This is a genomic window from Frankia sp. EI5c (assembly GCF_001636565.1).
Classification (GTDB): domain Bacteria; phylum Actinomycetota; class Actinomycetes; order Frankiales; family Frankiaceae; genus Parafrankia.
This window is the reverse complement of record NZ_LRTK01000029.1, coordinates 113,628-136,092: the sequence shown is the minus strand read 5'-3', so window position 1 is coordinate 136,092 and position 22,465 is coordinate 113,628. Positions and strand designations below refer to the sequence as shown.

General features: G+C 70.6%; 17 protein-coding genes and 4 pseudogenes. 9 read left to right on the top strand and 12 right to left on the bottom strand.

Annotation, left to right across the window (positions count from 1 at the left end; all coding sequences use genetic code 11):
* Positions 1-625 precede the first annotated feature (625 nt).
* Positions 626-1,576, bottom strand: a complete 951-nt coding sequence (locus UG55_RS15665) for an NADP-dependent oxidoreductase (protein WP_066069083.1) — start codon at positions 1,574-1,576, stop codon at positions 626-628.
* Between the two features lie 48 nt (positions 1,577-1,624).
* Here UG55_RS15665 and UG55_RS15660 point away from each other — a divergent pair, with 48 nt between their 5' ends.
* The gene (locus tag UG55_RS15660) at positions 1,625-2,248 is read left to right on the top strand and encodes a TetR/AcrR family transcriptional regulator (RefSeq protein WP_066069080.1); all 624 of its coding nucleotides are present in this window, start codon (positions 1,625-1,627) and stop codon (positions 2,246-2,248) included.
* A 294-nt stretch (positions 2,249-2,542) separates the two neighbouring features.
* Here UG55_RS15660 and UG55_RS15655 read toward each other — a convergent pair whose 3' ends face one another.
* From UG55_RS15655 to UG55_RS15645, 3 genes are all read right to left on the bottom strand, one after another.
* Entirely contained in the window at positions 2,543-3,784 is a 1,242-nt protein-coding gene (locus UG55_RS15655; RefSeq protein ID WP_157901519.1) for a hypothetical protein, read from the bottom strand.
* Between the two features lie 275 nt (positions 3,785-4,059).
* Complete coding sequence (locus UG55_RS15650; protein ID WP_083986843.1) at positions 4,060-5,544, bottom strand: acyl-CoA reductase; 1,485 nt, start codon at positions 5,542-5,544, stop codon at positions 4,060-4,062.
* Between the two features lie 11 nt (positions 5,545-5,555).
* On the bottom strand, positions 5,556-6,872 hold the full coding sequence (locus UG55_RS15645) for a hypothetical protein (RefSeq protein ID WP_066069072.1): 1,317 nt from the start codon (positions 6,870-6,872) through the stop codon (positions 5,556-5,558).
* Positions 6,873-7,040: 168 nt separating this feature from the next.
* On the opposite strand from UG55_RS15645, the gene UG55_RS15640 reads away from it, so the two are divergent.
* The 7 genes and pseudogenes from UG55_RS15640 to UG55_RS15615 all read left to right on the top strand — a co-directional run bounded on the left by UG55_RS15640 (position 7,041) and on the right by UG55_RS15615 (position 12,883).
* Positions 7,041-7,700 (top strand): TetR/AcrR family transcriptional regulator, encoded by a 660-nt coding sequence (locus tag UG55_RS15640; RefSeq protein WP_066069069.1) that lies wholly within the window; start codon positions 7,041-7,043, stop codon positions 7,698-7,700.
* Between the two features lie 711 nt (positions 7,701-8,411).
* The gene (locus UG55_RS15635; protein ID WP_066069065.1) at positions 8,412-9,983 is read left to right on the top strand and encodes a sensor histidine kinase KdpD; all 1,572 of its coding nucleotides are present in this window, start codon (positions 8,412-8,414) and stop codon (positions 9,981-9,983) included.
* Between the two features lie 3 nt (positions 9,984-9,986).
* The gene (locus UG55_RS15630; protein ID WP_066069062.1) at positions 9,987-10,397 is read left to right on the top strand and encodes a roadblock/LC7 domain-containing protein; all 411 of its coding nucleotides are present in this window, start codon (positions 9,987-9,989) and stop codon (positions 10,395-10,397) included.
* Complete coding sequence (locus UG55_RS15625) at positions 10,394-10,768, top strand: DUF742 domain-containing protein (protein ID WP_066069058.1); 375 nt, start codon at positions 10,394-10,396, stop codon at positions 10,766-10,768. Before UG55_RS15630 ends, UG55_RS15625 begins: the two co-directional genes overlap by 4 nt.
* A pseudogene (locus tag UG55_RS37690) lies at positions 10,749-11,037 on the top strand (ATP/GTP-binding protein); the annotation flags it as partial. The gene UG55_RS15625 and the pseudogene UG55_RS37690, both read left to right, overlap by 20 nt.
* 1 nt (position 11,038) lies before the next feature.
* Positions 11,039-11,393 (top strand): ATP/GTP-binding protein (locus UG55_RS37685; protein ID WP_242424527.1); only part of this gene is annotated, 355 nt, incomplete at its 5' end.
* Between the two features lie 2 nt (positions 11,394-11,395).
* Positions 11,396-12,883 (top strand): cytochrome P450, encoded by a 1,488-nt coding sequence (locus UG55_RS15615; RefSeq protein WP_066069052.1) that lies wholly within the window; start codon positions 11,396-11,398, stop codon positions 12,881-12,883.
* A gap of 202 nt (positions 12,884-13,085) precedes the next feature.
* Here the strand turns inward: UG55_RS15615 and UG55_RS37680 are convergent.
* The 6 genes and pseudogenes from UG55_RS37680 to UG55_RS15590 all read right to left on the bottom strand — a co-directional run.
* Positions 13,086-13,447, bottom strand: a pseudogene (locus UG55_RS37680) (hypothetical protein); the annotation flags it as partial.
* A gap of 1 nt (position 13,448) precedes the next feature.
* Positions 13,449-14,066 (bottom strand): annotated as a pseudogene (locus UG55_RS37675) (hypothetical protein); the annotation flags it as partial.
* 1,520 nt (positions 14,067-15,586) lie between these two features.
* Positions 15,587-15,814, bottom strand: coding sequence for a helix-turn-helix transcriptional regulator (locus tag UG55_RS15605; RefSeq protein ID WP_066069046.1), 228 nt, complete (start codon positions 15,812-15,814; stop codon positions 15,587-15,589).
* Positions 15,811-16,218, bottom strand: a complete 408-nt coding sequence (locus tag UG55_RS15600; protein ID WP_242424525.1) for a hypothetical protein — start codon at positions 16,216-16,218, stop codon at positions 15,811-15,813. The genes UG55_RS15605 and UG55_RS15600 overlap by 4 nt, the downstream gene beginning before the upstream one ends.
* Positions 16,219-16,422: 204 nt before the next feature.
* Positions 16,423-16,989: a type II toxin-antitoxin system PemK/MazF family toxin gene (locus tag UG55_RS15595; RefSeq protein ID WP_066069041.1), complete on the bottom strand. Its 567-nt coding sequence runs from the start codon at positions 16,987-16,989 to the stop codon at positions 16,423-16,425.
* 270 nt (positions 16,990-17,259) lie between these two features.
* Positions 17,260-18,102, bottom strand: an 843-nt coding sequence (locus tag UG55_RS15590; protein WP_242424523.1) for a polysaccharide deacetylase family protein, incomplete at its 3' end; no start/stop codon positions are given.
* Between the two features lie 1,145 nt (positions 18,103-19,247).
* Here UG55_RS15590 and UG55_RS15585 point away from each other — a divergent pair.
* Positions 19,248-19,691 (top strand): transglycosylase SLT domain-containing protein, encoded by a 444-nt coding sequence (locus tag UG55_RS15585; RefSeq protein WP_083986841.1) that lies wholly within the window; start codon positions 19,248-19,250, stop codon positions 19,689-19,691.
* Positions 19,692-19,924: 233 nt separating this feature from the next.
* On the opposite strand, the gene UG55_RS15580 is transcribed toward UG55_RS15585, so the two are convergent.
* Positions 19,925-22,180, bottom strand: coding sequence for a DEAD/DEAH box helicase (locus tag UG55_RS15580; RefSeq protein WP_066069157.1), 2,256 nt, complete (start codon positions 22,178-22,180; stop codon positions 19,925-19,927).
* A 53-nt stretch (positions 22,181-22,233) separates the two neighbouring features.
* Positions 22,234-22,465: pseudogene (locus UG55_RS37670) on the bottom strand (BREX system ATP-binding domain-containing protein); the annotation flags it as partial.

Below are 22,465 nucleotides of genomic sequence, written 5' to 3'. Positions count from 1 at the left end.
GCGGGTGTGGCGATGCGGTGACTGAAGACCTCGTCGTGTCTCCTCGGGAGAGGTATTGACAACCCCGACGGCGGAGGGGGCGCAACCCTTCCGGGAGCGGAGACACAACGAGCCCTTCAGTCGCTGTCGGCGCACACCCGCGGACGGGCGGCGCGGGGGTGGGTGAGGGCTGTTCCGGGGCCTGTGCGCCCGCTGAAAGCCCTGGTGGCGGCGTTGCGGCGGCGTTGTGGTGGGTTCCGCCGGGTGCGGTGGCCCGGTGGCCGTGCCTCGGCCGGGTGGCCGTGGGCCGAGGTGTCCGCGGGCGAGGTGTTGGGCGTCGGAAGGACTGGGGTGCGGTGTCCCGATGCCGGCCGGGAGCGGTTGTTCGCCGGGCCTCGCGACCCGCCTCGGCACCCGGGGCGCCCCGTCCGATCAGACAGGTATGTCACCCGGCCTCGGGTTGGGCTCTGTCACCGCGGTCTTCGGGCCAGCCACTGCCGCCACTGGGCCCGGCGTCGCCCGTAGACGGCAGCGGTCGGTGCCGCCGCTCGCGATCTCGATCGTGGGTGATCTCCCGTGGATCAAGGTGGCGGTTCGGGGCAGGTATGGCCTCCTCAGCGGCGTGCCGCCCCAGTGGCGTGCCGCCTCAGCTGATCAGCACGATCCGTCCGCGGGCGTGCCGGGTTTCGCTCAGCTCGTGCGCCGCCGCCGCCGCGGCGAGCGGGAACGCCGCCGCGACCGGCACTCGCAGGCGGCCCTCGCCGGCGAGCCTGACCGCGATCGCGAGGCCGTGCGACGCCAGCGGATCGGCGCCGGATCCGAGGACCGTTCCCGTCTCGTCGACCGGCGCGCCGTGGGACATGTGCACGCCGTGCGCCGGGGCGGTGAAGTCGCAGATCGTCACGACCCGAGCCGCGTCGCCGGCGATGGCGAGGAGGTCTGGCAGTGCCCCGCCGGCGCAGTCGAACACCGCGTCCACGCCGGTCGGCGCCAGCGCGTGGACCCGTTCGACGAGCCCCGTCCCGTACGTCGTCGGCTCCGCGCCGAGGGAGCGCAGGAGATCGTGGTTGTGTTCGCTCGCCGTGCCGATGACGGCGGCGCCGCGGGCGACCGCGAGCTGGACGGCGACGGTGCCCACCCCACCGGCCGCGCCCTGCACGAGCACGGTGTGCCCGGCGCCGACCGCGAGCCGGTCGAGGACGCGGGTGGCCGTCTCGACGGGGCCCGCGGCGCCGCCCGCTTCCTCCCAGCTCCACGCGCCGGGCTTGGGTGCCCAGGCGACCAGGACGGCGAACTCGGCATTGGCGCCACGCGTGGCCGCATCGGCCCAGCCGAACACCTCGTCGCCGACACCCACGTCCGTGACACCGTCGCCGACCTCGTCCACCACACCCGCGGCGTCGAATCCAGTCCGGTACGGGAACGTCACAGGCAGCACGGCACGCATCTCCCCGGAGCGGAGCAGCATCTCCCCGGCCGAGACCCCGGAGGCCCGCACGGCGACGCGGATCTCGCCCGGGCCGGCGTGCGGCGCCGCCACCTCGGCGACGTGCACGACGCTCGGCGGCCCGTATTCGGTGAACTGAACTGATCTCATGCGGCGACCGTAACGGAGCACCCCGTCCGGTTGGCTAAAGTGAGAGAGGTGCCGGCTCAAGTGGTAGCGAAGCTCCGCTCGGACGCCCGCGACAACCGGGAGCGCATCCTCGCGGTCGCTCGCGCGGCCTTCGCCGCCGACGGCCTCGACGTGCCGATCAGGGAGATCGCCCGGCGTGCCGACGTCGGTGTCGCGACCGTCTACCGGCACTTTCAGACCAAGGACGTTCTGCTGGCCGAGGCATTCGCCGAGCAGATGGCCCTTTGCTCGGAGGTCGTGGAGGAGGGCCTGGCCGCGAGCGACCCGTGGCGTGGGTTCTGCCTCGTGCTCGACAGGCTGATGGAAATGCATGCCCTCGACCGAGGCTTCGCGCGCGCGTTCACGTCACAGCTTCCCGAGGGGGTCGACCTCGCCGCGCACCGTGATCACACGCTGCGGCTGCTGCTCGAACTGGTGCGGCGCGCGAAGGAAGCCGGCGGCCTGCGGAGGGATTTCGTGCTGGCGGACATCAGCCTGGCGCTGATGGCGAACGAAGGCATCCGCGTCGAGTCACCTGAGATGCGGGTGGCGGCATCGCGGCGTTTCGCCGCCCTGATGCTCCAGTCGTTCCAGGCGAACCCCGTCCTGGCGCCGCTTCCGCCTGCCGTCCGGCTGCCTCTCTCCAGACGTTAGCGTTTTCGAATTCGTAGCTCGGGTGAGTGCCACGGCCGCCGTGGGGCGAGGTCGGGTGGCGGCTGCGCTGGATGGCTGTCGACGGCGGCCACCGGCGTTACGGCGTCGGCGCGCGACTGCTCGCGGCGCTTCTCGTGGCACGCGGGCGCTGGGGGCGGGGGCACCGTGAGGTGCAACGCCCGGCCGCCAGGGCCGGGCGCAAGAATGCGCGGAAACGGCGGGCCGCAGGACCTGGCGGGCCGCAGAACCGGGCGGGCCGCAGAACCGGGCGGGCCGCAGAACCGGGCGGGCCGCTCAGTTCGGGCCGTCGTCGTGCGTTCGATCGATCAGATCCTGAAGTCGCGTGCGCTCATTCGTGTCGAGAGTGTGGAGCACGCTGCTGAGGCGAAGGCCGAAGCCGCTCGCCACCGGCCAGCGCAGCCGGATCCGGGAGCGCAGGCCCGCCTGGAGCAGCGGATCATCGGGGACCTCCAGCGTGAGCTGCTCGATCCCGTCCAGGCCGTCGAAGGCCATCTCGAGGGAGATGAGGGGGCTGAGATTGCCGGTGGTGAACAACAGGAACTTGAGCGCGTTCAGAGCGCGTGCCAGCGAACCGCCGTCGAGGACCACCCCCGGCTGGTCCATCTCGGCGATCCGGGAGAGCCCCTGCCGCAGCTGCTCGTCAACGCTCTCATACGGGACGAGTTCGCTGGCGGACATCACGATGCCGAGCCAGAACCTCGTCTCCTGGGCGGCCAGCCGGCCGTCAAGGTCCTGCGGGGGGATGAACGGCTCAAGATCGAGCGCCCCGGTGCCGAGCGCGATCGCCATCAGCCGGAAGCTCTGGTCATTGGTGCGATAGAACATCGAGATCAGGTCGGCCACACCTTTGAACATCTCCGTCGGTGACCGCAGGTAGGGCCAGTTCATGGAGTTGATCAATTCAAGCTTGCGTTCTGCGGGCAGTTCGTTCAGGGTTTTCCGCTGCTTCGCGAGGTCCAGAACCGCCTGCAGCGAGGCGAGCGTCATCCGGTGTGACGAGTGGACCAGCTCTCCCTGGCCGGCTCCGCCCTCGGTGAACAGAGCGCACCGCGCGGCCCCCAACAACAGCGGTGCCGCCAGGTCCAGCGCACCCCTGGAGAAGGCGGCCTCGCCGCATGCCCAGAGCGCGTTCGGTACGGAGGCCGTCATCGACCTGTGCTGATCGAGGTGGTCCCGTGCCGCGGGAACGAGACCGCTCAGCGCTGACTCGCAGGCCGCACCGGTCAGCCCCGTCGCGAGCAGCTCGGACACCTCCTGGGCGCCGCCGCGCAGAGCCGCGAGCGCGGACTTCTCATCCGTTTGCCTCCGGGCCCGCCCCATGAAATCCATACGAATACTCTGGACGATCATCGGATCAATGACAAGACGGGCTGGAATGCGTTGCCGGAGGAGAGTCCGCTGCGCCGGCGCGGAAAGCCGAAAAATGTCCTGTTCGCCGTGGAGGGAATACTGAGGGCCGACGGCTGTCGGGATTCTGGATTCTGGATCGTTCGAAGTACGCGGCGGCGAGGCCACCTTCGAAGACCGCCCGTAACCACGCGCGGCGAACAGGCGGATCTCCTCGCCGGTGCCCGCGCCCGACGACCCGGCCGGAACCGCCCGGGTGACGATCGCTTCGGGTGCGTCCGACGGTTTCCTCGCTTTCGCCGGCGGCGGAGTTGTTCGCCGTGTCGGCGAAAGGTCCGCCCGCTTCTCGGAAGGCGGAGTAGATGTCGCGGCAGACGGACTCCTGCGGACCCGCGATCGTGGGAACACGCTTCGTGCGGGTCGCGGGACCGGCATCGGGAAGGTCAGGCGTCGTCATCGGCAACCCAGTTGACGAACCGGTGCAGGGGATACATGCCGTCGTGGGGGTTGCCCATGGTGCCGGTCATCGCGCTGCCGAGCCGGACGACGCGCTGCACGCCGGCGGTGGCGAGCAGGTCGCGGATCTCGGCCTTGCGTTCCGGCGGGTAGACGCCGACGGTCTGCGTCGCGACGTTCGCGAAGCGTGTCGCCTCGGTCAGTGAGGCGACCGGGATGATGTTGACGGTCTTGTTCGTCGGGTGGAAGTCGACCGGTTCGGGGGAGCGGACGACGAGGCCGGAGCCGTCGTACTCGCCCCAGATCCGGTATTCCGGTTCCAGGAACCGCATTCCGTCGACTGCTTCCCGGATTTCACTGGGCGTAGCCGGGCCGATGGCGCTCGCGAACTCGCGGTCGACGTTCAGGCGCTCGCGCAGTAGCGCGCAGAACCGGTCGAGGCGCGCCAGCTCGTCGGCGTCGTCGGCGTCGCACTCGACGGCGATGTGCCGAGGAGCGAGGCAGGCATCCTGGTTGTACGCGGTGGCGTCGGCCGCGGCGAGTTCGGCGACCCGGCGCATGGTCTCGTCGTCCGCGAGTGCCTCCCGCCCGATGACGGCCATGGAGACCTTCGGGTCGAAGGCGACCAGATGGAAGCCGGGTCCGGTGTACTTGATGATGTTGTTGATGGCGGCGCCGCCACCCCAGCCGATTATCTTGTCGAAGTACTGGGCGCGGTAGAGGACATTTTCGATCTTGGCGTCGCCGCCGCGCCAGTAGACCGCCGACATCGAGCGCAGCACGGGGTGGTCCGGGTCGATGTCGGCCATCGTGCGCAGCACGGCGACGGCGGTGAACGGGTCGGCCGACGGCAGCTTGAACACGTTGATGGCCTTGACCAGCGCCGCGTCCGCGATCGACGTCATCGCGGCGGACGGGGAGTTGCCGGCCAGCATGTGCACGAGCCGTGGCGGGAACGCGCGGATCCGGGTCGTCCGGCCGTGCGGATCGGTGTGTGCCACCCAGCCGTCGAGCATGCGCGGGTCGCGGAAGGTCGTCTCGAGGCGGAACTGTATCGCCTGCCTGGTGAGGAACTGGCCTGGCCGGCGGAAGGTGTTCTCGATCATCCGTCGGGGCATCTGGCCGACCTGCGCCGTGAGTTCGAGGGACTCCTGCAGGTAAGGGTTCTTCTCGAGGTCCAGGTGCTGGGCGACCTCGACGAGGTAGTCGATGATGTCGCTGACGGGCACGTCGAAGGCTGGGCCCTGCTCGGTGCGCGGGGTGATCAACTCGTTGAAGTCGATCCGCGGCGTCACGAACGGCACACCGAAGTCGCGTGACAGATACTCGACGTCGTCGCCCCAGACGACCCGGCCGCGAATGACGTGCGGAACCCGCAGTTTGCCCTTTCCCGGCTTCGCCGGCGCAGAGGGCGCCAGGCCGGGGGAGGGGGGAGTGGCGGGCGGAGTTGCGGTGGGCTCGGTGATGGTCACGTGCCGCTCCCTCAGTTGTCGATGAAGCCGCGGACGTAGGCGTCCATGGTGCCGGCGCAGGTGATCTTGTCCCCGTCGGGCAGGTCCTTGTAGCGGGTGATGTCCTCGAAGACGGTCGTTCCCGCCCGGCCGCAGGGGCAGGTGCCGAAGTCGGCGCGGATCCGGTCGCCGCTGATGGTGCCGCCCCACCGTCCGTCGACGGAGAAGTCGAAGAAGGCCGCCCGGCCCTCGACCTGGCTGTCGGAGAGCGGCTCCAGCGTCTCGCCGTTCTTGTCGAGCACGAACAACAGGAGGCCCTCCGGCACGTGGTACCGGCCGGCGAGGCATTTCGGGCTGCGCAGGTTGACCTCCTGCATCGCGTAGTAGTGCAGGAATCGCCCGGGGTCGATGTTGAGCAGCTCGAAGATGCGCTCGCGGTAGTCCGGCGGCAGGGTCATGCCCTTCAGCCCGCCGGCGACCTGCAGGCCGTTGGCGCCGGTGAGGTCGCCGGGCTTGACGCCCTTGTCCCGCAGGATCTCGTTGAGCCGGTACAGCATCGGGAACATCGAGTTGAAGAAGATGTTCTCGTCCTTGTGGGCGATGACCTGCTCGGCCAGGAACTCCAGCCGCTCCTCGACCGCGGCCTGCCGAGCCGCGCCCTCGGCCTCGAAGGCGGCGACCTCGCCCGGTGACGCGGTCCCGTCGGCGATCGCCCGGCGCATCGCGCCGAGGCGCGCCATGTACTTGTGGTGGTCGGTGACCGGCTTCGATTCCGGCAGCGGCAGCGCGTCGGGGCGGCGGTAGTTCTCCAGGAAGACGTCGCGTATGTACGCCGCGGAGCTGATCCCCGAGTCCGGCCCGACCGGGACGATGTGCCACTCCCTCGCGGGCGGCATGCCGAGCCAGGTCAGGCTGTCGAGCAGGTTCTGACCGGTGGCCGTGCGGTCGGCCATGGTCTTGTTGAGGAACGAGGCCTTGCCGGACGTGCCGGACGAGCTGGACACCAGGTGGCCGTGCTCCTCCAGCCGCGCGATCCAGCCGTCGAGATCCTCGACGCCGTCCACGCCCACGTCGACCCGGTACGTCGACACCGAGTCGAGCCAGCGGTTCAGCTGCTTCCACCGCCCCTTCGAGACGATCGTCTCCGGGTAGCTCTTGTAGGTCGTGTGCGGGAACAGCAGACCGACCACGTCTTCGGCGGACCGGATCTCCTCGACCCCCTGGGCCTTCGCGCGCTGGGCGAGCACCGGCACCTGCTGGCGGCGCTGCTGGAAGCGGGCGTCGAGCGCCGCCACGACGGCCTCGCTGAGTGTGGCGGGCTGGCTGGTCGTCCTGATCGTCGCGGACATGTGACGCCCCTCCTCTGAAGTCGCTGCCGCGGGCCGGCAGCGCCTGGGCCCGGTGTGAGGCAGGCGGGGGCTCGACACCGGGTTACTAATCTGGTGAGTCTAGTTTTAAGTCAACCGGTGAGTCTAGTTATCGATGGATCCGTCGCGAGGTCTGCCAGACTGGCGGTCATGGCATCCCCACCGGCCGCGGCGCGGCCGACGCCGCGCCGCGGCGGCCGGCCGACCCGTGAGGAGACCGCCCGGCTCGACCGCGATGTCCGCGAGCACGCGCTGCGGCTGTTCCTGGAGAACGGCTACGAGGGCACCTCCATGGACGCGATCGCGCAGGCTGTCGGGACGACGAAGGCCTCGCTCTACGCGCGGTTCCCGAGCAAGGACGCCATGTTCACCTCGGTGTTCAGCTGGGCCATGGCCCGGCCCGACTGGCCGCTGCCGGAGCCTGAGCCGCCTGACCTCGACGACCTGGAGGGCGCGCTGACCGCGATCGGCCAGGCGGCACTGCGCCGCGCACTCGACCCGGCGATGGTGAAAGTCAGCCGGATCGCGATCGCCCACAACGACCGCTTCCCCGAACTCGCCCGCCGAAGCCAGCTCGCCACCGGCGGCTCGCCGCGCCAACGGCTGGTGGCTGATCTGCTGTGCCGGCACGCGGCCACCGGCGCGATCACGCTCACCGACACCCCTGAGACGCTCGCCGACCTCTACATCGGCATGGTCTCCAGCGCACCCGCCCGGCTCGCCTCGTTCGGCGTGGTACCCGACCCGGCCGAGGCTGACCGTCGGATCGAAGCCGCCGTGCGCCTCTTCCTGCGCGCCCTGCGCCCTTAGGGCAAGCATCCGGTGGCCGAGCGGGCACAGCCTCTCCGGAGGCCCGGACTGGTTGACCGGCACCTGTCCGGTGGTATCCGCACGACCGCGGGTGCGCCGGTTGCGGCCCGAACAGCGCAGTGCCGCACAGGCCCGCCGGCCCGCGCCCTGGCCGCCTCTCCGACCGCCCGAGGCGGATGACCTCCGGGCCGACCCGGTGCGTTCGCGGTCAGGGCGAAGGAAACATCGGAGTGGGAGCTGGGCCGACATAGCACGATGCGTAATAATGCTCTGACCTGGGCAAATAGGTGGAGGCCCGTGCGCTCTGGAAGCCGGGCGACCCGTAGCGCGATGCATGACCGGCAGATGGGGAAATTGCTTGCGCGCTAAACCGGCGGTGGGAAATTGAGCGACCGTCCACATTCCGGTGGCCAATAATTTACCGGCCCGTAGCGAGCGACTCGGTTTGGCGCCGGCGCGTTGCCCGGGTGTAGTGGCCGGCGTGGCCTCATTTTCGCCGCATCATCGGCCTGCTATAGCGTCTGGCCTGTCCCGGAGGGACGTCAGAACCGCCGTATCCAAACGCTGAGCAAGGTGGCCGCGTGCCCAGTCAGAACATCGCCGTCGGTCTTTCGCCGGCGTGCCCGTCTCTCCGTGGGCCGCGCCCGTGACTCGTCTCCCGGCCCCCGTCGGTCACCGACACACGCCCACGATCAGACCAAGGTTCTGCGAATGATGCGCAAGCGACCGTCACCTCGTGGCTCGCAAGGCGGCTCGCCCGTCGTCTTCAGTGCCCAGATATCAGCAGCCGTGACCGCGCTCTGCACGGTGGCCGCGATCCTCCTCGTCACCCCGCCGGCCCGGCCCGCCGTCGCCGTCTGCGGCCTCGCCGCCGTGATCGCGGTCGGCCTGGCCTGCGCCGAGATCCGGCGCCGCGGGTACGAGATCGTCGAGATGCGCCGTCGGCAGGCCGCGACCGAGCACGAGCTCGTCCGCCGCCTGGAAATGCAGGAGGCCGAGACCCACCGCCTCGCCGTCGAGGTGCTGCCCGCCGCGATCAGCCGGCTGCACCGCGGCGATTCGGTCGAGGAGGCGCTGTCCGGCTCGGCCCAGTCGCCCGCCCTCGGCGCCGCCTTCATCAAGGCGCACGACGACGTGGTCCGCACGGTCCTCGTCGCGGTCAAGGCGGAAGAGGACCTGCGTGACTCCGCGCAGCGCGCGTTCGTCAACGTCGCCCGCCGCGTCCAGGCCATCGTGCACCAGCAGTTCCAGGATCTGCGCGAGATGGAGGAGCGGCACGGCGCCAGCCCCGCCGTCTTCGACGACCTGCTCCGCCTCGACCACGGCACCGCGCTGATCGGCCGGCTCGCCGACTCGCTCGCGGTGCTCGGTGGCTCCCGGCCCGGCCGGCAGTGGCAGCAGCCGGTGCCGCTGTTCAACGTGCTGCGCGGCGCGATGTCCCGGATCACCGACTACCAGCGGGTCGAACTGCACTCGGTGGTCGAGATCGCCATCTCGGGGCCCACCGTCGAACCGCTCATCCACGCGCTCGCCGAGCTGCTGGACAACGCGACCCGGTACTCGCCGCCGGTCACCCGCGTGCACATGACCGCGGTCGAGGTGCAGTCCGGGATCGCGGTCGAGATCGAGGACGGGGGCGTCGGCCTCGGTGAGGAGGCCCGGCTGCGCGCCGAACGGGTGCTCGCCGAGGTCAAGTCGGGTCTCGACCTCGCCGACCTCGGCGAGAACCCGCGCCTCGGGCTGTCCGTCGTCGGCCGGCTCGCGCAGGCCCACCGCTTCCAGGTCTCGCTGCGGCCGTCGGCGTACGGCGGCGTGCGCGCCGTGCTGATCATCCCGCGCGACCTGGTGACCGCCCTGCCGCTGTCCGCGGCCACACCGGGTGCCGCTGTCACGGCGAACTCGACCAAACCGGTGCCCGCCCTCACCCTGCAGCCGGAGGAGCCCCGAAACATCAAGACCACCGCGAACGGCCTGCCGCAGCGCAGGCGCAGCGCCACCGCCCCGCTCGGCGGAAGCGGGAGCCAGCCGAGCCTCACCGCGCCGCAGTTGCCGCAGTTGCCGCCGCTGCCGCAGTCGACGCAGGCGCTGCCTTCACCGCGCTCACCGCGTTCGCCGCGGCCCGCTGCCCCGCCGCCGGCCGGATCGAGTGACGCATACGCTCCCGCCGCGCCGCCCCCGCCGCCCGGACTGTGGCTCGCCGCGTTCCAGAACGCGGTCTCCGGTGACGACACGAGCCCCACGCACGCCCTGACTGACGATGCGTCGAGCAAGGAAGGCGAGTAGTCGATGGACCACCTGCAGCCGAGCATGGACTGGATGCTCAAGGACCTTGCGGAGAGCGTGCCGGGCACCCGGCATGTCGTCGTCCTGACCGCGGACGGCCTGCGCATGGCCCAGTACAACACCGATGTGGACACCGCCGACCGCCTCGCGGCCGCCTGCGCCGGGCTGCAGAGCCTGTCCGCCGCCGTCGCCGCCGAGTTCCCGCAGGGGGACAGGCGGATGCGGCTCGTGGTGATCGAGGCGGGCGGCGGATTCTTCTACCTGATGGCGGCCGGCGCCCGCGCGTACCTCGCGGTGCTGGCCGACGAAGGCGTGGACGCGGGGCTGATGGGCCAGCAGATGCGCAGCCTCGTCGCGCGCATCGGTGAGCACCTCACCAGCCCGCCGCGGATGGAGGAGAGGGCGGCCGGGTGACCCCGTCCCCGATCAACGACCCGTCGTCCAGCTGGGAGCAGGGCGGTCCCGAGCGCCTGTACGTCATCACCGGCGGGCGCGGTCCCTCGCGCCGCCGGGCCGACGTCGACCTGGTCACCCTCGTGGTCGCCAGGGCCGCGGCCCGGCCGGAGATGCAGCCGGAGCACGCGGCCATCCTGCGCATGTGCCACTACCCCCTGTCGGTGGCGGAGATCTCGGCGTACCTCAAGCTGCCGTTCAGCGTGGTCACCCTCCTGGTCTCCGACCTGCTCTCGGACGCGTCCGTCGAGGTGCGCGCCACGGTGCACACCGCCGGGATCCCCGATCGCGAACTGCTCGAGGCGGTGATGTATGGACTCCAGAAGCTCTGAGCCGGCCGTCGGACCGGCGCGCGAGGACGCGCTGCCCGCTTCGGCCTCCACCGCGGTCAAGATCGTCGTGGTCGGCGGGTTCGGCGTCGGCAAGACGACCCTGGTCGGCTCCGTCAGCGAGATCAGGCCGCTGACGACCGAGGAGACGATGACCGAGGTCAGCGTCGGCGTGGACGACGTCCGCGGGGTGGAGCAGAAGAACGCGACCACCGTGGCCATGGACTTCGGCCGGATCAGCATCAACAAGGAACTGGTGCTCTACCTGTTCGNCACGCCCGGGCAGCAGCGCTTCTGGTTCCTGTGGACGGGCCTGTTCGAGGGCGCCCTCGGCGCGGTCGTGCTGGTCGACACCCGGCGGCTCGAGGCGAGCTTCGACGTCATCGGGCGGCTGGAGGAGGGCGGTGTGCCGTTCATCGTGGCCGTCAACGTCTTCCCGGACGCCCCGGTGCATCCACTGGAGGAGGTGCGCGCAGCGCTGGATCTGCCGGCCGCCGTGCCGGTCGTCTCGTGCGACGCGCGCCTGCGGGCCTCGAGCAGGGACACCCTGCTGGCCCTCATGCGCTACCTGTACTGGCTGTCCACCCATTCCGCGGCCCCGGTGGCCGCCTCGGCCGCCACGGAGTAGGCATGTCGACATCCACCTCCACATCCGGCAGATCCGGAGCGGCCGCGGAAGCGGGCGCGGAAGCGGGCACGGCGGTACCGCCGCCGGAGTGCCCGGCGCACGCGGCCTTCGGGCAGGGGGCCGCCCTGACCGCGCTCTACGGCCCGGAGGCGCAGCACGACCCGCGCGCCGTCTACGAGAAGCTCCGCGCGGAACACGGCGGGATCGCGCCGGTGGAGCTCGAAGGCGGCGTCCCCGCGTGGCTGGTGCTCGGCTACCGGGAGAACATGGAGGTCGCGCGCACCCCGATGCGGTTCACCCGGGACGCCCGGTTCTGGCGGGACTGGACCGAGGGCAGGATCGCCGCGGACGACCCGCTGATCCCGCTCATCGGCTGGCGCCCCGACGTCGTCTCCTACGACGGCGAGGAGCACCAGCGGCTGCGCGCCGCCGTCAACGAGTGCCTGACCAGGTTCGACCGGCACGGCACCCGCCGGCACGTGCAGCGCTACGCGAACCAGCTGATCGACGGCTTCGTCCAGGACGGCACGGCTGACCTGGTGAGCCAGTTCGCCGCGTACCTGCCGATGCTCGTGCTGAGCCGGCTGGTCGGCCTGGGGGAGGAGCACGGGCCGAAACTGGTCGAGGCCATCGTCGGCATGGTCAACGGCGGCGAGGAGGCGTACGCGCGCAACCAGTACATCATCGGCACCCTGCGGTCGCTGACCGAGGAGCGGCGCAAGGTCCCCGCGCACGACCTGGCGTCGTGGTTCATCCAGCACCACTCGGGGCTGAACGACGAGGAGGTGCTCAACCACCTGCGCCTCGTGATCGTGCTGGGCTACGAGGCCACGACGAACCTGGTCTCGAACACGCTGCGGATGGTGCTGACCGACCCGCGCTTCCGCGCCTCGCTCGCCGGCGGGCTCATGACGCTGCCGGACGCGGTCGAGCAGATGCTGTGGGACGACCCGCCGCTGCTGGTCTGCCCGGCCCGGTTCGCCACGCACGACCTGCAGTTCGCCGGCAAGGAGATCCGCGAGGGCGACATGCTGCTGCTCGGCATCGCGGCGGGCAACGCGGACCCGCAGATCCGCCCGAATCTCGGCGCGCCGATGCACGGCAACCGCTCGCATCTGGCGTTCAGCCGCGGCCCGCACGAGTGCTCGGGCCAGGAGATCGCCCGCGCCATCACCGACACCGGCGTCGACGTGCTGCTCAACCGGCTGCCCGACCTGCACCTCGCGGTGCGGGAGGACCAGCTGACCTGGACGGCCTCGACCTGGTCCCGGCGCCTTGACGCGCTCCCGGTCAGGTTCGCCCCGCAGCGCCGTCCCGTCCAGCAGCCCGCGCCAGCCGCCCCGGCGGCCTCCGCCGCGGTCGAGCCGAGCGCCGCCAAGCACGCGCTGGAGGCACTGGAGGCGGTGGCCGAGGCCGGCGGACAGGCCAGGACGGACACTCGCCGCGGCTTCCGGGCCTCGCTGATCGGCCTGTTCCGCGGCCGGCCCTAGGTTACCGGCCGGCCAAGACACCGCCAGCCGGTCGAGCGAGATCCCGCCGGCCGGCCGCGGTACCGCCGGGTGACGCCGGTACCGCCGGGGGGGGCGCCCGGGAGCGACTCCCGGGCGCTGAACCGCTGTCTCCGGCGCACCGTCAGTTGTCGCCGGCCGCTTCCGGCTGCATCCGGCTGCTTCCGGCTGTTCCGCCGCGCTGTCAGGCCGCCTGCGGCGCGGTCAGCATGCGAGAGATCTCCTCGCGCGGCGGATCAGTATCCATCAACAGCTCGTTGGCCGCGGCCCACGCCTGGTAACCCCAGTTCCAGTCGTCGGCGATCCGCGCACCCATCCGGGCCTGGGCGCGTTCCGCGTCGGTGAACCGCAGGACGTCACAGGCCGCGTCAAGGCGCTGCTTCGTGGTGCGTATGGACTCGTCGAGCGTCCGCATCTCCTGCTCGCAACGGGCCCTCGCCTCGTGCCAGTCACAGCCGTCGCGGTCACGGAGGATCGTGATCAGGTTGCGCGGGTCGTCCCGTTTCGCGTCGCGGACCGAGGAGTAGACGTCGTTGCAGTACACGANGATGTCACTGGCCAGCCTCCGCAGCTGTCGCAACTGGGTGCAGTGGTGGATGTGCGGCGCCAGATAGGTGAAGTTCATCTTCTCGCCGAGCACCAGGCACAGCGGCACCGCGCCGTTTCCCAGGCGTAGTTCCAGATACTCCTCGACCGTCGTGTCCATTCGCCGGTCCCGCATCGCCGCATAAGTGGCCTGCGTGTTGAAATACCATTCCCAGTGCTCGCGGGCCCGGGCCACCCACTGGTCCGGCGAGCTGACGATCTGCCGCGCCCACAGGTCCTGGAAGATCAGCCCCATCGGGGACTTCGCCGGCCGCCCGTAGAGGATCCCGGTGAGCTCCGCGCTGATGACGTTGATGCGGCCGATGTCCGCCGCCAGGTCGTCGGTGAAATCATCGTAGATCCGGAAGAAGGCGTGGATATCGTAAGCGAGTTCCAGCTCCGGCAATGGGGCCAGCGGGTACACCCAGCCCGAAAGCGTGGCATACCTCTCGGCCCGGGGGGTGTGCACCTGGAAGCGGGTGAGCCATTCGGCGGTGTGTTCCAGGGCTTCGGCAGCGTGTTTGTTCGGCTGCCAGGAGCGCGCTGCTTCGTGCATGATAAGGATCTGCTCGCCATTCATCGCGTCTTGACCTGTCTCCCGTTTAAAAGTGGGTGATCACCGATCACTCTTGCTTTCCTGACGGCGGCGTCGGGTACTCGCTGGAGCGCAGGGCATCGCCGTCCGTTCCACGAGGAAATTGAGCGCCGGGGGCGTCATAATTGCAGGTCAGAGTTGTGCATACGACCTCCCAGAGGATGGCCGAAAGAGGCCAATACCGGCGGTGGCATCGACGTCCACCCGCTTTCTGTGACAGCTGCGATGGAGGTAGGCTGCCCACGGTCAGAGTGACGGACCGTGACGGACGACGGAGCTGGGGTGCCCGCGCGGGCGATCAGGCCACCCACCATGGTCGGGATTGTTGAAGTCATTTCCTCGGCCGCGGGGGACTTCCTTGCCGACCTAGTTTGTCAGGTCCTGAGGCCGCAGACACGGAATCCGGCCAGGCCGGACTTCATGGCTGGTCTCGCGGGAACCCCGTAAAGGTGCTGCGGGCGAAGCCGAGACCCGGCTCTCGGACGGCGAGAAGGCGGAACGGGCGCCGGCGGCGGCGGCGGTGGACCGCGAACGGCTGTGGGATGCCAGAACTCGGCCACGAGCCGTGACCTGCGATTTTAGGCGCTTGTTCGTATTGGCTGATCAGCCGGCGAGAACCGCGTCGATCGGTGCGGGAGCCCACGTGGAGCCGCTCGCCCGGTCGCCGAGCCTGGGGAGCTCGTCCTGCCCCGGAACCGGTACGCGGCAGCGGGCCGCGGTCGACGTGGAGGCTTGGCGTGGCTTCCGCACCGGCGACAGGCCTGCCCGGCATCTGCCTGCCCGGCGGGCCAGCCGGGACCGAGGTCCTCCACGCGGCAACCACCGTGCCGACGCATCAGGTCGGCCCGACCCCGGCTCGCCGCGTCCGCGGCGAGCACCGGCCGGTCGAGAACCGGCCGCACCGGGTCCGCGACGTCACCTTCGGTGAGGACCAGAGCCGGGTACGAACCGGTAGCGCTCCCAGGTCACGGCCCGCCTGCGTAACCGCGCGATCGCGGTCCTGTGCCTGGCCCGGCATCATGGACATCGCCGGGAATCCTCACCACCCGCGCCGCCCCGAACGCCCACCTGAGACGACCACTAATCTCGCTTGTCAATTGACAATCACGCCGAGGTCCTGCCGCTGAGCGTGGCCGGGAACGGAAAGTTGCTGCCCGCGTCCAGGTGAACGCTTCCTACCGGCCCTGGGCAATGACGGGGCAGATCGGTGTCGGTACGGCCAGACGGTCTGGGCCTGGCAGGCGGGGCAGAAAGCCGCACCTGCGGAACCAGCGCCGCAATGCCCCCGGACGAAACACCGCTCGAATCTGGGGACCTCGCTACCGCCTTTCGGTGCTCCGCCGAGAGCGATACCAGGTTGGAGGCGTCTGTCAGCTACGACGAGCGCCTTCTCGAAACGGCGTGCCGGCCGATCTCCCGACCGCGCCGCCGGGCCCGCGCTCCGCTGCGGGGAGCTGACGCCCGCATGGCGGGGCGCATCGTCTCCGCCACGTGCTGATGGTCGGTCATCGGCGTGTGGCGGGGTCGGTGGGACCCGGGGGTCGGTCGGGAAAGAAGATGTCCTCGATGGTCAGGCCGAAGATGTCGGCGAGGGTGAACGCCAGGGGCAGGCTGGGGTCGTACCGTCCGGTCTCGATCGCGTTGATGGTCTGCCGGGATACCTGGCATCGGTCGGCCAGGTCGGCCTGACTCCAGCGGCGCTCGGCTCGCAGCGTGCGCAGCCGGTTTCTCACCGGTGCAGACGGGTGCGCAGGTCCGCGAGGGCGAACCAGATCCCGACGCCTCCGATGACGATGACCTCGCTGAGGGTTCGCAGCGCGACGACATCGGTGGCGTCGAGCAGAACGGCGGTCTGGAGGCCCACGAGGACGGCGGCGAAAGCGATCGCCATGCTCTCCATCTGGATCTTGCGCTGGTACTCGTCGGCCCGGCGGAAGGCCCGCACCAGGACCCACACGATGGCGAGCGTGAAGGCGCCGGTCACACCGAGCCACCAGCCCTTCTCGGTGGTGCTCTGGTCGGGGGAACTGCCCAGTGCCAGTGCCACCGCCCCGAAGAGGGAGACCGGGATGCCGTCGATCATGATCGCCCGGCAGGCGTCGCGCGTCACGTTGTCCTGTCGAGTCTCGTCAACCATCGGTTCAATGTAAAGTTGACTTTCCATCTAGTCAAGCTCGCTTGTCATGTGGGCTCGCGCCCCGTCGCGATCACCGCCAGGCTGTCCCATCCCATCCCATCCCATCCCATCCCATCCCGGCCTGGCAGACGGCACACGCTGAGCAGGCAGTTTCGAGATCTGCTCAGGAGGACCGATGAACTGGCCGAGCCCGCGGTGCGGGTGCTAGCGCCAGCCGTAGCGCTGCCGCAGCCGGGCCGTGACCCGCTCGAACGGTTCGCGCGGCAGGGCCGTCGACTCGCGGCGCATCCCGCCCTCGTGCACCCGGATCACCCTGTCCAGGTTGACCCAGGACGGTCGGCGCTCGCCGTCCCACCCGCCTGCGCCCACGGACACGAAGTCGCCCTCGCCCTGATGGTTCTTGCTGGTGAGCTGCAGAGCAAGATAGGTGCCCGCGGCTTCGGCGGCCACCACGAGGACCGGGCGGTCCTTGCCTCGTCCGTCGTTCTCCTCGAACGGCACCCACGTCCAGACGATCTCGCCGGGATCCGGGGCCCCGTCCGACTGCGGTGCGTAGCTCATGCGCACCCGCCCGAGGCGGGTCGGATCGACCTCCCTGGTGGCGTGTGGCCCGGACTCGCCCGGGGAGACCTCCGCCCGGGTGCGGGACGCCCCCGCCCGCTTCCGGGCGGGGGCACTGCGTGTGGCCGCCGTCGGGGGCGTCTCAGCCCGGCGGCGACTTCTCATCACCAGGTCGGACACGATCCTGACCAGATCCCCCAGCGATCCCATGCCGCCACAATAGGCAAACCGGCCACGGCTCCTTGGGTAACGTCCCGACCGGGCGGTGCTCCCGCCGTCCGCAGCTGTTCAGGAAGCCGTCGGCGTGACCTTCCCTGCCCTGTCACCTTGCCTGGCACTGTCATCCGGCCCGGCCCGGGGGGCGGGTCAGCCGGCGGCGCGGGAGGTGCCGAACATCGTGTCGANGGTGACGGGCTCCAGCTGGCGCTGTTCGATCAGTTCGGTGACCTGGTCGAAGAGGCCGGTGATGGTGGGACGGTNCGCGTGCCCGAGCATGACCGTGCCCGGTTGGAGGTAGCGCCTGGCCTCGTCCATCAGCTGCTGCGGGGTCAGCTGGGCGGAATCGCCGAAGGAACCGTTCCACAGCATGATCTTTGTGAATCCGACCTCCGCGACGACGCCGTCCACATGGCTGTTGTGCGAGCCGTAGGGCGGGCGGAACCATGGTCGGCTGGTGATGCCGAAGGTCCGCTGGATCCATTCCTCGTTTCGCTCGACGTCCGCCCGGATGTCGGCGTCCGAGCGCCCGCGGGCGAGCAGGTCGCGGTGCGTCCAGGTGTGGTTGCCGATCTGTACCTGGCCGGCCGCGATGAGCGGCGCCAGGGCGGCGGCATGACGGTTCCAGATGTCCTCGTAGGCGCCGTTCGGCTGAAAAGTGATCGGGATTCCGGTGCGCTGCGCGAAGGCGACGTAGGCGGCGACCGTCTCGGGTGAGTAGCCGTCGTCGATGGTCAGGGCGATCCGCCGGGTCTGGCCCGGCGCGCTGAAGACGACCGTCGGGCGGCCGGGATGTGGTGGGGGGATTGGCGGCAGTGCCCTTCCCGCGGGCGGCGCGGTCGACCCGGTCGTCGGCCCCGCGGTGCCGCCCCCCTGCCCGGCGGGTCCGGCGGGACCGGTGGGACCGGCGGGTCCGGTGGGTCCGGCGGGACCGGCGGCCAGCGGTGTCCGTTCCTGTACCGGCCGTCCGGCGGGCGCGGTGGGACCGACGGCCAGCGGCGGGTGTTGCGGCGTCCGCTGCCCGGGCGGGGTGGATCCGGACGAACAGCCGACGAGGAACTGGGCGGCGCCAATGCTCAGCAGTGACAGCAGCGTTCTCCGGTCCACCGGGGGACATTAGCAGCGATGAAGCGCATTCCAATCAATAGGCGACCGGAACGGCGCGAACGGGACGACCTCGGCCCCGCCGCGAGGCGGCTTCTCGTGGATTACCGAGCCAGGTGAAGATCGCGGCGATCGTGATCTCGTGACTGGCCGAGGGCATCGGCGGGCGGGGCGGGTGGGTACCTGGCGTAGGGGGTCGGGTGGGTGTGGTTGGTGATCTGACGGTGGCGGTCAGCGTTTCGGGTGCGGGCGCGGGTGTGGCGATGCGGCGACTGAAGACCTCGTGGTGTCTCTTCGGGAGAGGTATTGACAACCCCGGTGGTGGAGGGGGCGCAACCTCTCCGGGAGCGGAGACGCAACGAGGTCTTCAGTCGCTGTCGGCGAATACTCGCGGATGGGCGGTGTGGGGGTGGGTGGGGGCTGTTTCGGGGCCTGTGCACGCTCTGAAAGCCCTGGTGGCGGTGTTGCGGCGGGGTTCCGCCGGGTGCGGCGGCCCGGCGGCCGTTCCTCGGCCGGCTGGCCGCGGGCCGAGTGCCCGCGGGCGGCGGGCTGGATGTTGGAGCGGGCGGGGCGGTGGTGCCCCGGTACCGGCCCGGAGCTGTCGCTCTCCGGGCCTCACGACCCGCCGCGGCGCTCGGTGTGGCCCGTCCGATCAGACAGTTCTGTCACCGCCGCCTCAGGCTGGCCACCCTCGCCCGGCCTCGGCCCGGCGCGGCCCGGCGCGGCCCGGCGCGGCCCGGCGCCGCCCGGCCACGCTTTCGGTATCTCGCGGCCGGCCAGCATGTGACGCCGGTCACCGGCCGTCCGCTGATCTGCCTGCAGACGAACGGGAGATGCCCACAGTCAGCGATCGAGACCGTGTCTGGTGACGCTGTGTATTTGCCTCCGGGTCGGGATCCTGCCTAGTGTCGTGCCTGTTCCGGTCGGGGGTACGAAGCCGGCGGGACATCAACACCGGGCCGATGCCGATTTCTGCCCACGGTTCCGGTGCATGTCGTCTCTCATTTTCGCGGGGCAGAGACGGAGAACCCCTCAGGGTTGTGCCGGGCGGATGCGAAAAAGCATTCTCCGTTGCGAGCAACGCTTATCAGCTGCGTGCTCGCGTGCCCTTTTCGGGCCTCCGTAGGCATCGTGGGGAAGCATTCTTCTTGTCGATCCGACGCACCGCCAAGAGCAGCCTGCGTAACCGTCTCGCCGCCATCACCGTGGCGGGGGCCGCCGCCACCGGCCTTGGGATGATCGCGGCCTCTCCGGCCAGCGCCGCCTCCGACGTCTCCATCGCCCAGGCCGCCAAGAACGCGGGCCTCTCCGGCTGTCGCGGCGTGCCGACCGCCACCTGGGTCGCCATCGCGCTGGCCGAGTCCGGTGGCAACCCGAGTGCCCGGCTGGCCACCAGCATCGAGGACTCCCGCGGCCTCTGGCAGATCAACACCTGGGCCCACCCCTGGACGAAGAGCACCAACCTGTATGACGCGTCCGCCAACGCCGCCGCCGCCAAGAAGGTCTGCTCCTCGCAGGGTCCGACCGCCTGGTCGACCTACACCAACGGCGCGTACCTGAAATACCTGCACCGCGGTCACGCCGCCAGCTAGTCCGGCTGACCGAGGCCGAACCGCGCCTGAGCGCGGCCGCTCGGACGCGCTCGAACCCGGCTCGGGCACGCGGAGGGCCTCCCCTCATCGGGGAGGCCCTCCGCTGTCGTTCCCGGCCAACTGGGGCATTCCAGGCCGAACTCGTCCATGATCGCGGCGGGTGCGCCGTCGCGCGCACACTGGCCGAATGGACGAGGTGTTGCGGGCGGAGCTGGCGCGGCGCGGGATGCGTATTAGGAATCGTGCTGCGTGGTGTACCACCGGACCGGTTCGGCGATAACCGCCTTCGCGCCGGCCAGGTCGGCCAGGCGGGTGGCGAGGGTGGCTTCGGCCAGGCGTGGGGGAAGAGCCGCGTTGAACTTCAGGCCGGCCAGGGCCTGCTCGTCCACGTGGGGCAGACAGAGCCGTTTTTCCAGATCCGCGGTGGCGGCCTTCCACATAGCCGGAGTCAGGTCAGAACGTAGCCGGATGAATGCTTCGTCGGCGTTCTGGCGGGGGTCGGTGAGATCGCTGAGGGAGGCGGTGAGGGTGCGGTTGGCGAGGTGGCCGGCCCACGTCCACCAGCGGACGTCGGCCTCCGCCGTACGCACGATCACGGTGCCGGCCGGGTGGACGAGGTCGGTGTGCTTGTCGCGGATCTCGGTCAGGCGGGTGGCGGCGCGTCTGGTCGTGACGACCTGGGGGTCGGCTCCGAGGAGGACGTCGCGAATGGCTCTGACCATGGTGAAGGACAGCGGGGGGAGAGCGCTCGTCCAGCGGGCGCGGCCTCCGTTGTCGGCGGGCTCGACGAAGCAGCGACGGCGCTTCCAGTCGGTGTGGGTGACACGCCAGCTGCGGCCGGCGAGCAGGAGCAGCCGTGGGCCTTCGACCGGGTCGCAAAGGAGCATCGGGTCGGTCCGGCCGATCTCGGTGCGGCCGGAGAGGACGGTGAACTCGGGTGCGGCGGTGAAGACGGCGGTCAGTTCGGAGAAGTGCCGATGGCCGAAGCGGCGTTCGGCTTCCGGGCCGATGAACAGCATGCCGCCGTCGGAATCGAGGAAGCCCAGGCGGACGAGGTGACGGACGATCGGTTCGGCGGACCGGTCGAAGGGCGCGAGGCCGTTCCATTCGTCGGCCCAGAGCCGGTCACCGACCTTGTTCTCCTGTAGGCAGTAGGCGAGCAGCTGCTGGGCGACGATGTGCCGTGGCTCGGGTGGGGCGACGACCGGCTCGACCCAGCCTCGTCGCCACAGCAGAAGCAGGCCGGCGGCCTGGACGAGCGCGTCCTCGGTGAGCGTCAGGAACAGGCAGTTGCGGACGGTTCCCGGCCGGCGCCCGGTTCGGCCGAGGCGTTGGAGGAACGACGCGACCGAGCCGGGGGCGTTCAACTGGATCACACGGTCGAGGTCGCCGACGTCGATGCCCAGTTCCAGCGTGCTGGTCGCGACGATCACGCAGTCGCGGGCCTCGGCGAACGCCTCTTCGGACCGGCGCCGCTCGTCGACCGACAGGGACGCGTGCGAGAGGAACGTGGTCACGCCGCGGGCGCGCAGTTCGCTGCCGAGCTGTTCGACGAGCTGCTTCGAGTCGCAGAAGACGAGCCGTTTCTCGCCCTGGTGCAGGGTGGCGAGTACCTTCGCCGCGTTCGGCACCGAGCCGACGTAGTCAAGCTCGATCTCGCCCGGCGGCGGCCCGGCCGCCGATGTGGTCGCGACCGGCACGTCCGCCCCCACGGGCACGTCCGCCCCAACCGGCATGTCGGGCGCGACCACAAGCCCGGGCCGCCGATCGACGCCGGAACCCTGGAGCCAGCGGAGCAGGTCGGCCGGGTTACCGACGGTTGCGGACAGGCCCACGACCTGCAGCTCGGGTTGGACCGTGCCCGTGCCCGAGCCCGAGCCCGAGCCGGCCGAGCCGGCCGAGCCGGCCGAGTCGGCCGAGCCGGCCGCGTCGGCGGCGTCGGCGGTGATGATTCGTCGCAACCGTTCCAGCACGGCCAGCAGGTGCCAGCCCCGGTCGTCACCGGCGAAGACGTGCACCTCGTCGACGATCACGGTCCGTACGCCGGCGAAGAAGCCGCGATGGTCGGTGCGGACGCTGACCAGCATCGCTTCGAGTGACTCGGGCGTGGTGAGCAGGACGTCCGGCCGTTCGCGGCGGATCCGTTCCCGTCTGCCGGTCGTCACGTCCCCGTGCCAGACGGCGGCCTGGCGGCCGAGCCAGCCGGTGTACGTCTCGAGCCGGGGGGCCAGGTTGTTCAGCAGCGCCTTGAGCGGACAGATATAGAGAACGGACGTGCCCTGCCACTTCTCGGAGGCCATCCGCGACAGCGTCGGGAACATCGCCGCCTCGGTCTTCCCCCCGGCTGTCGGCGCCAGCAGCAACGCATCAGACCCGCCGAGCAGCGGCGCCACCGCGGCCTCCTGCAACGGCCGCAGCCCGGGCCACTGCAGCGAGTTCACGATGTGGTGCAGCACCACCGGATGCAGCAGGTCCGGTGCGCCCGGCAGCGCTGTGTCCGGCGGTGCCGTGCCTGACGGTGCCGCGTCCGGCCGGTCCGCCACTAGAGGTCCGGGTCCAGGTCGATGTCGTCGGCGGAGGAGACGACCCGTCCCGCGAGGTTGCGCTCCAGGTCCGTCATCTCGGCCGTGTTGAGAGTCAGCGGGTAGTCCCGGCGCGGGTCGAAGTCGGCGTGCTGGTCGACGCGGTCGAGAACGTCGGCGACGAGCTTCTTCAGGAACAGCCTCGGCGCGACGCCGACCTTGCCACCGAGCTGGCCCGCGACCGCGCTGGCC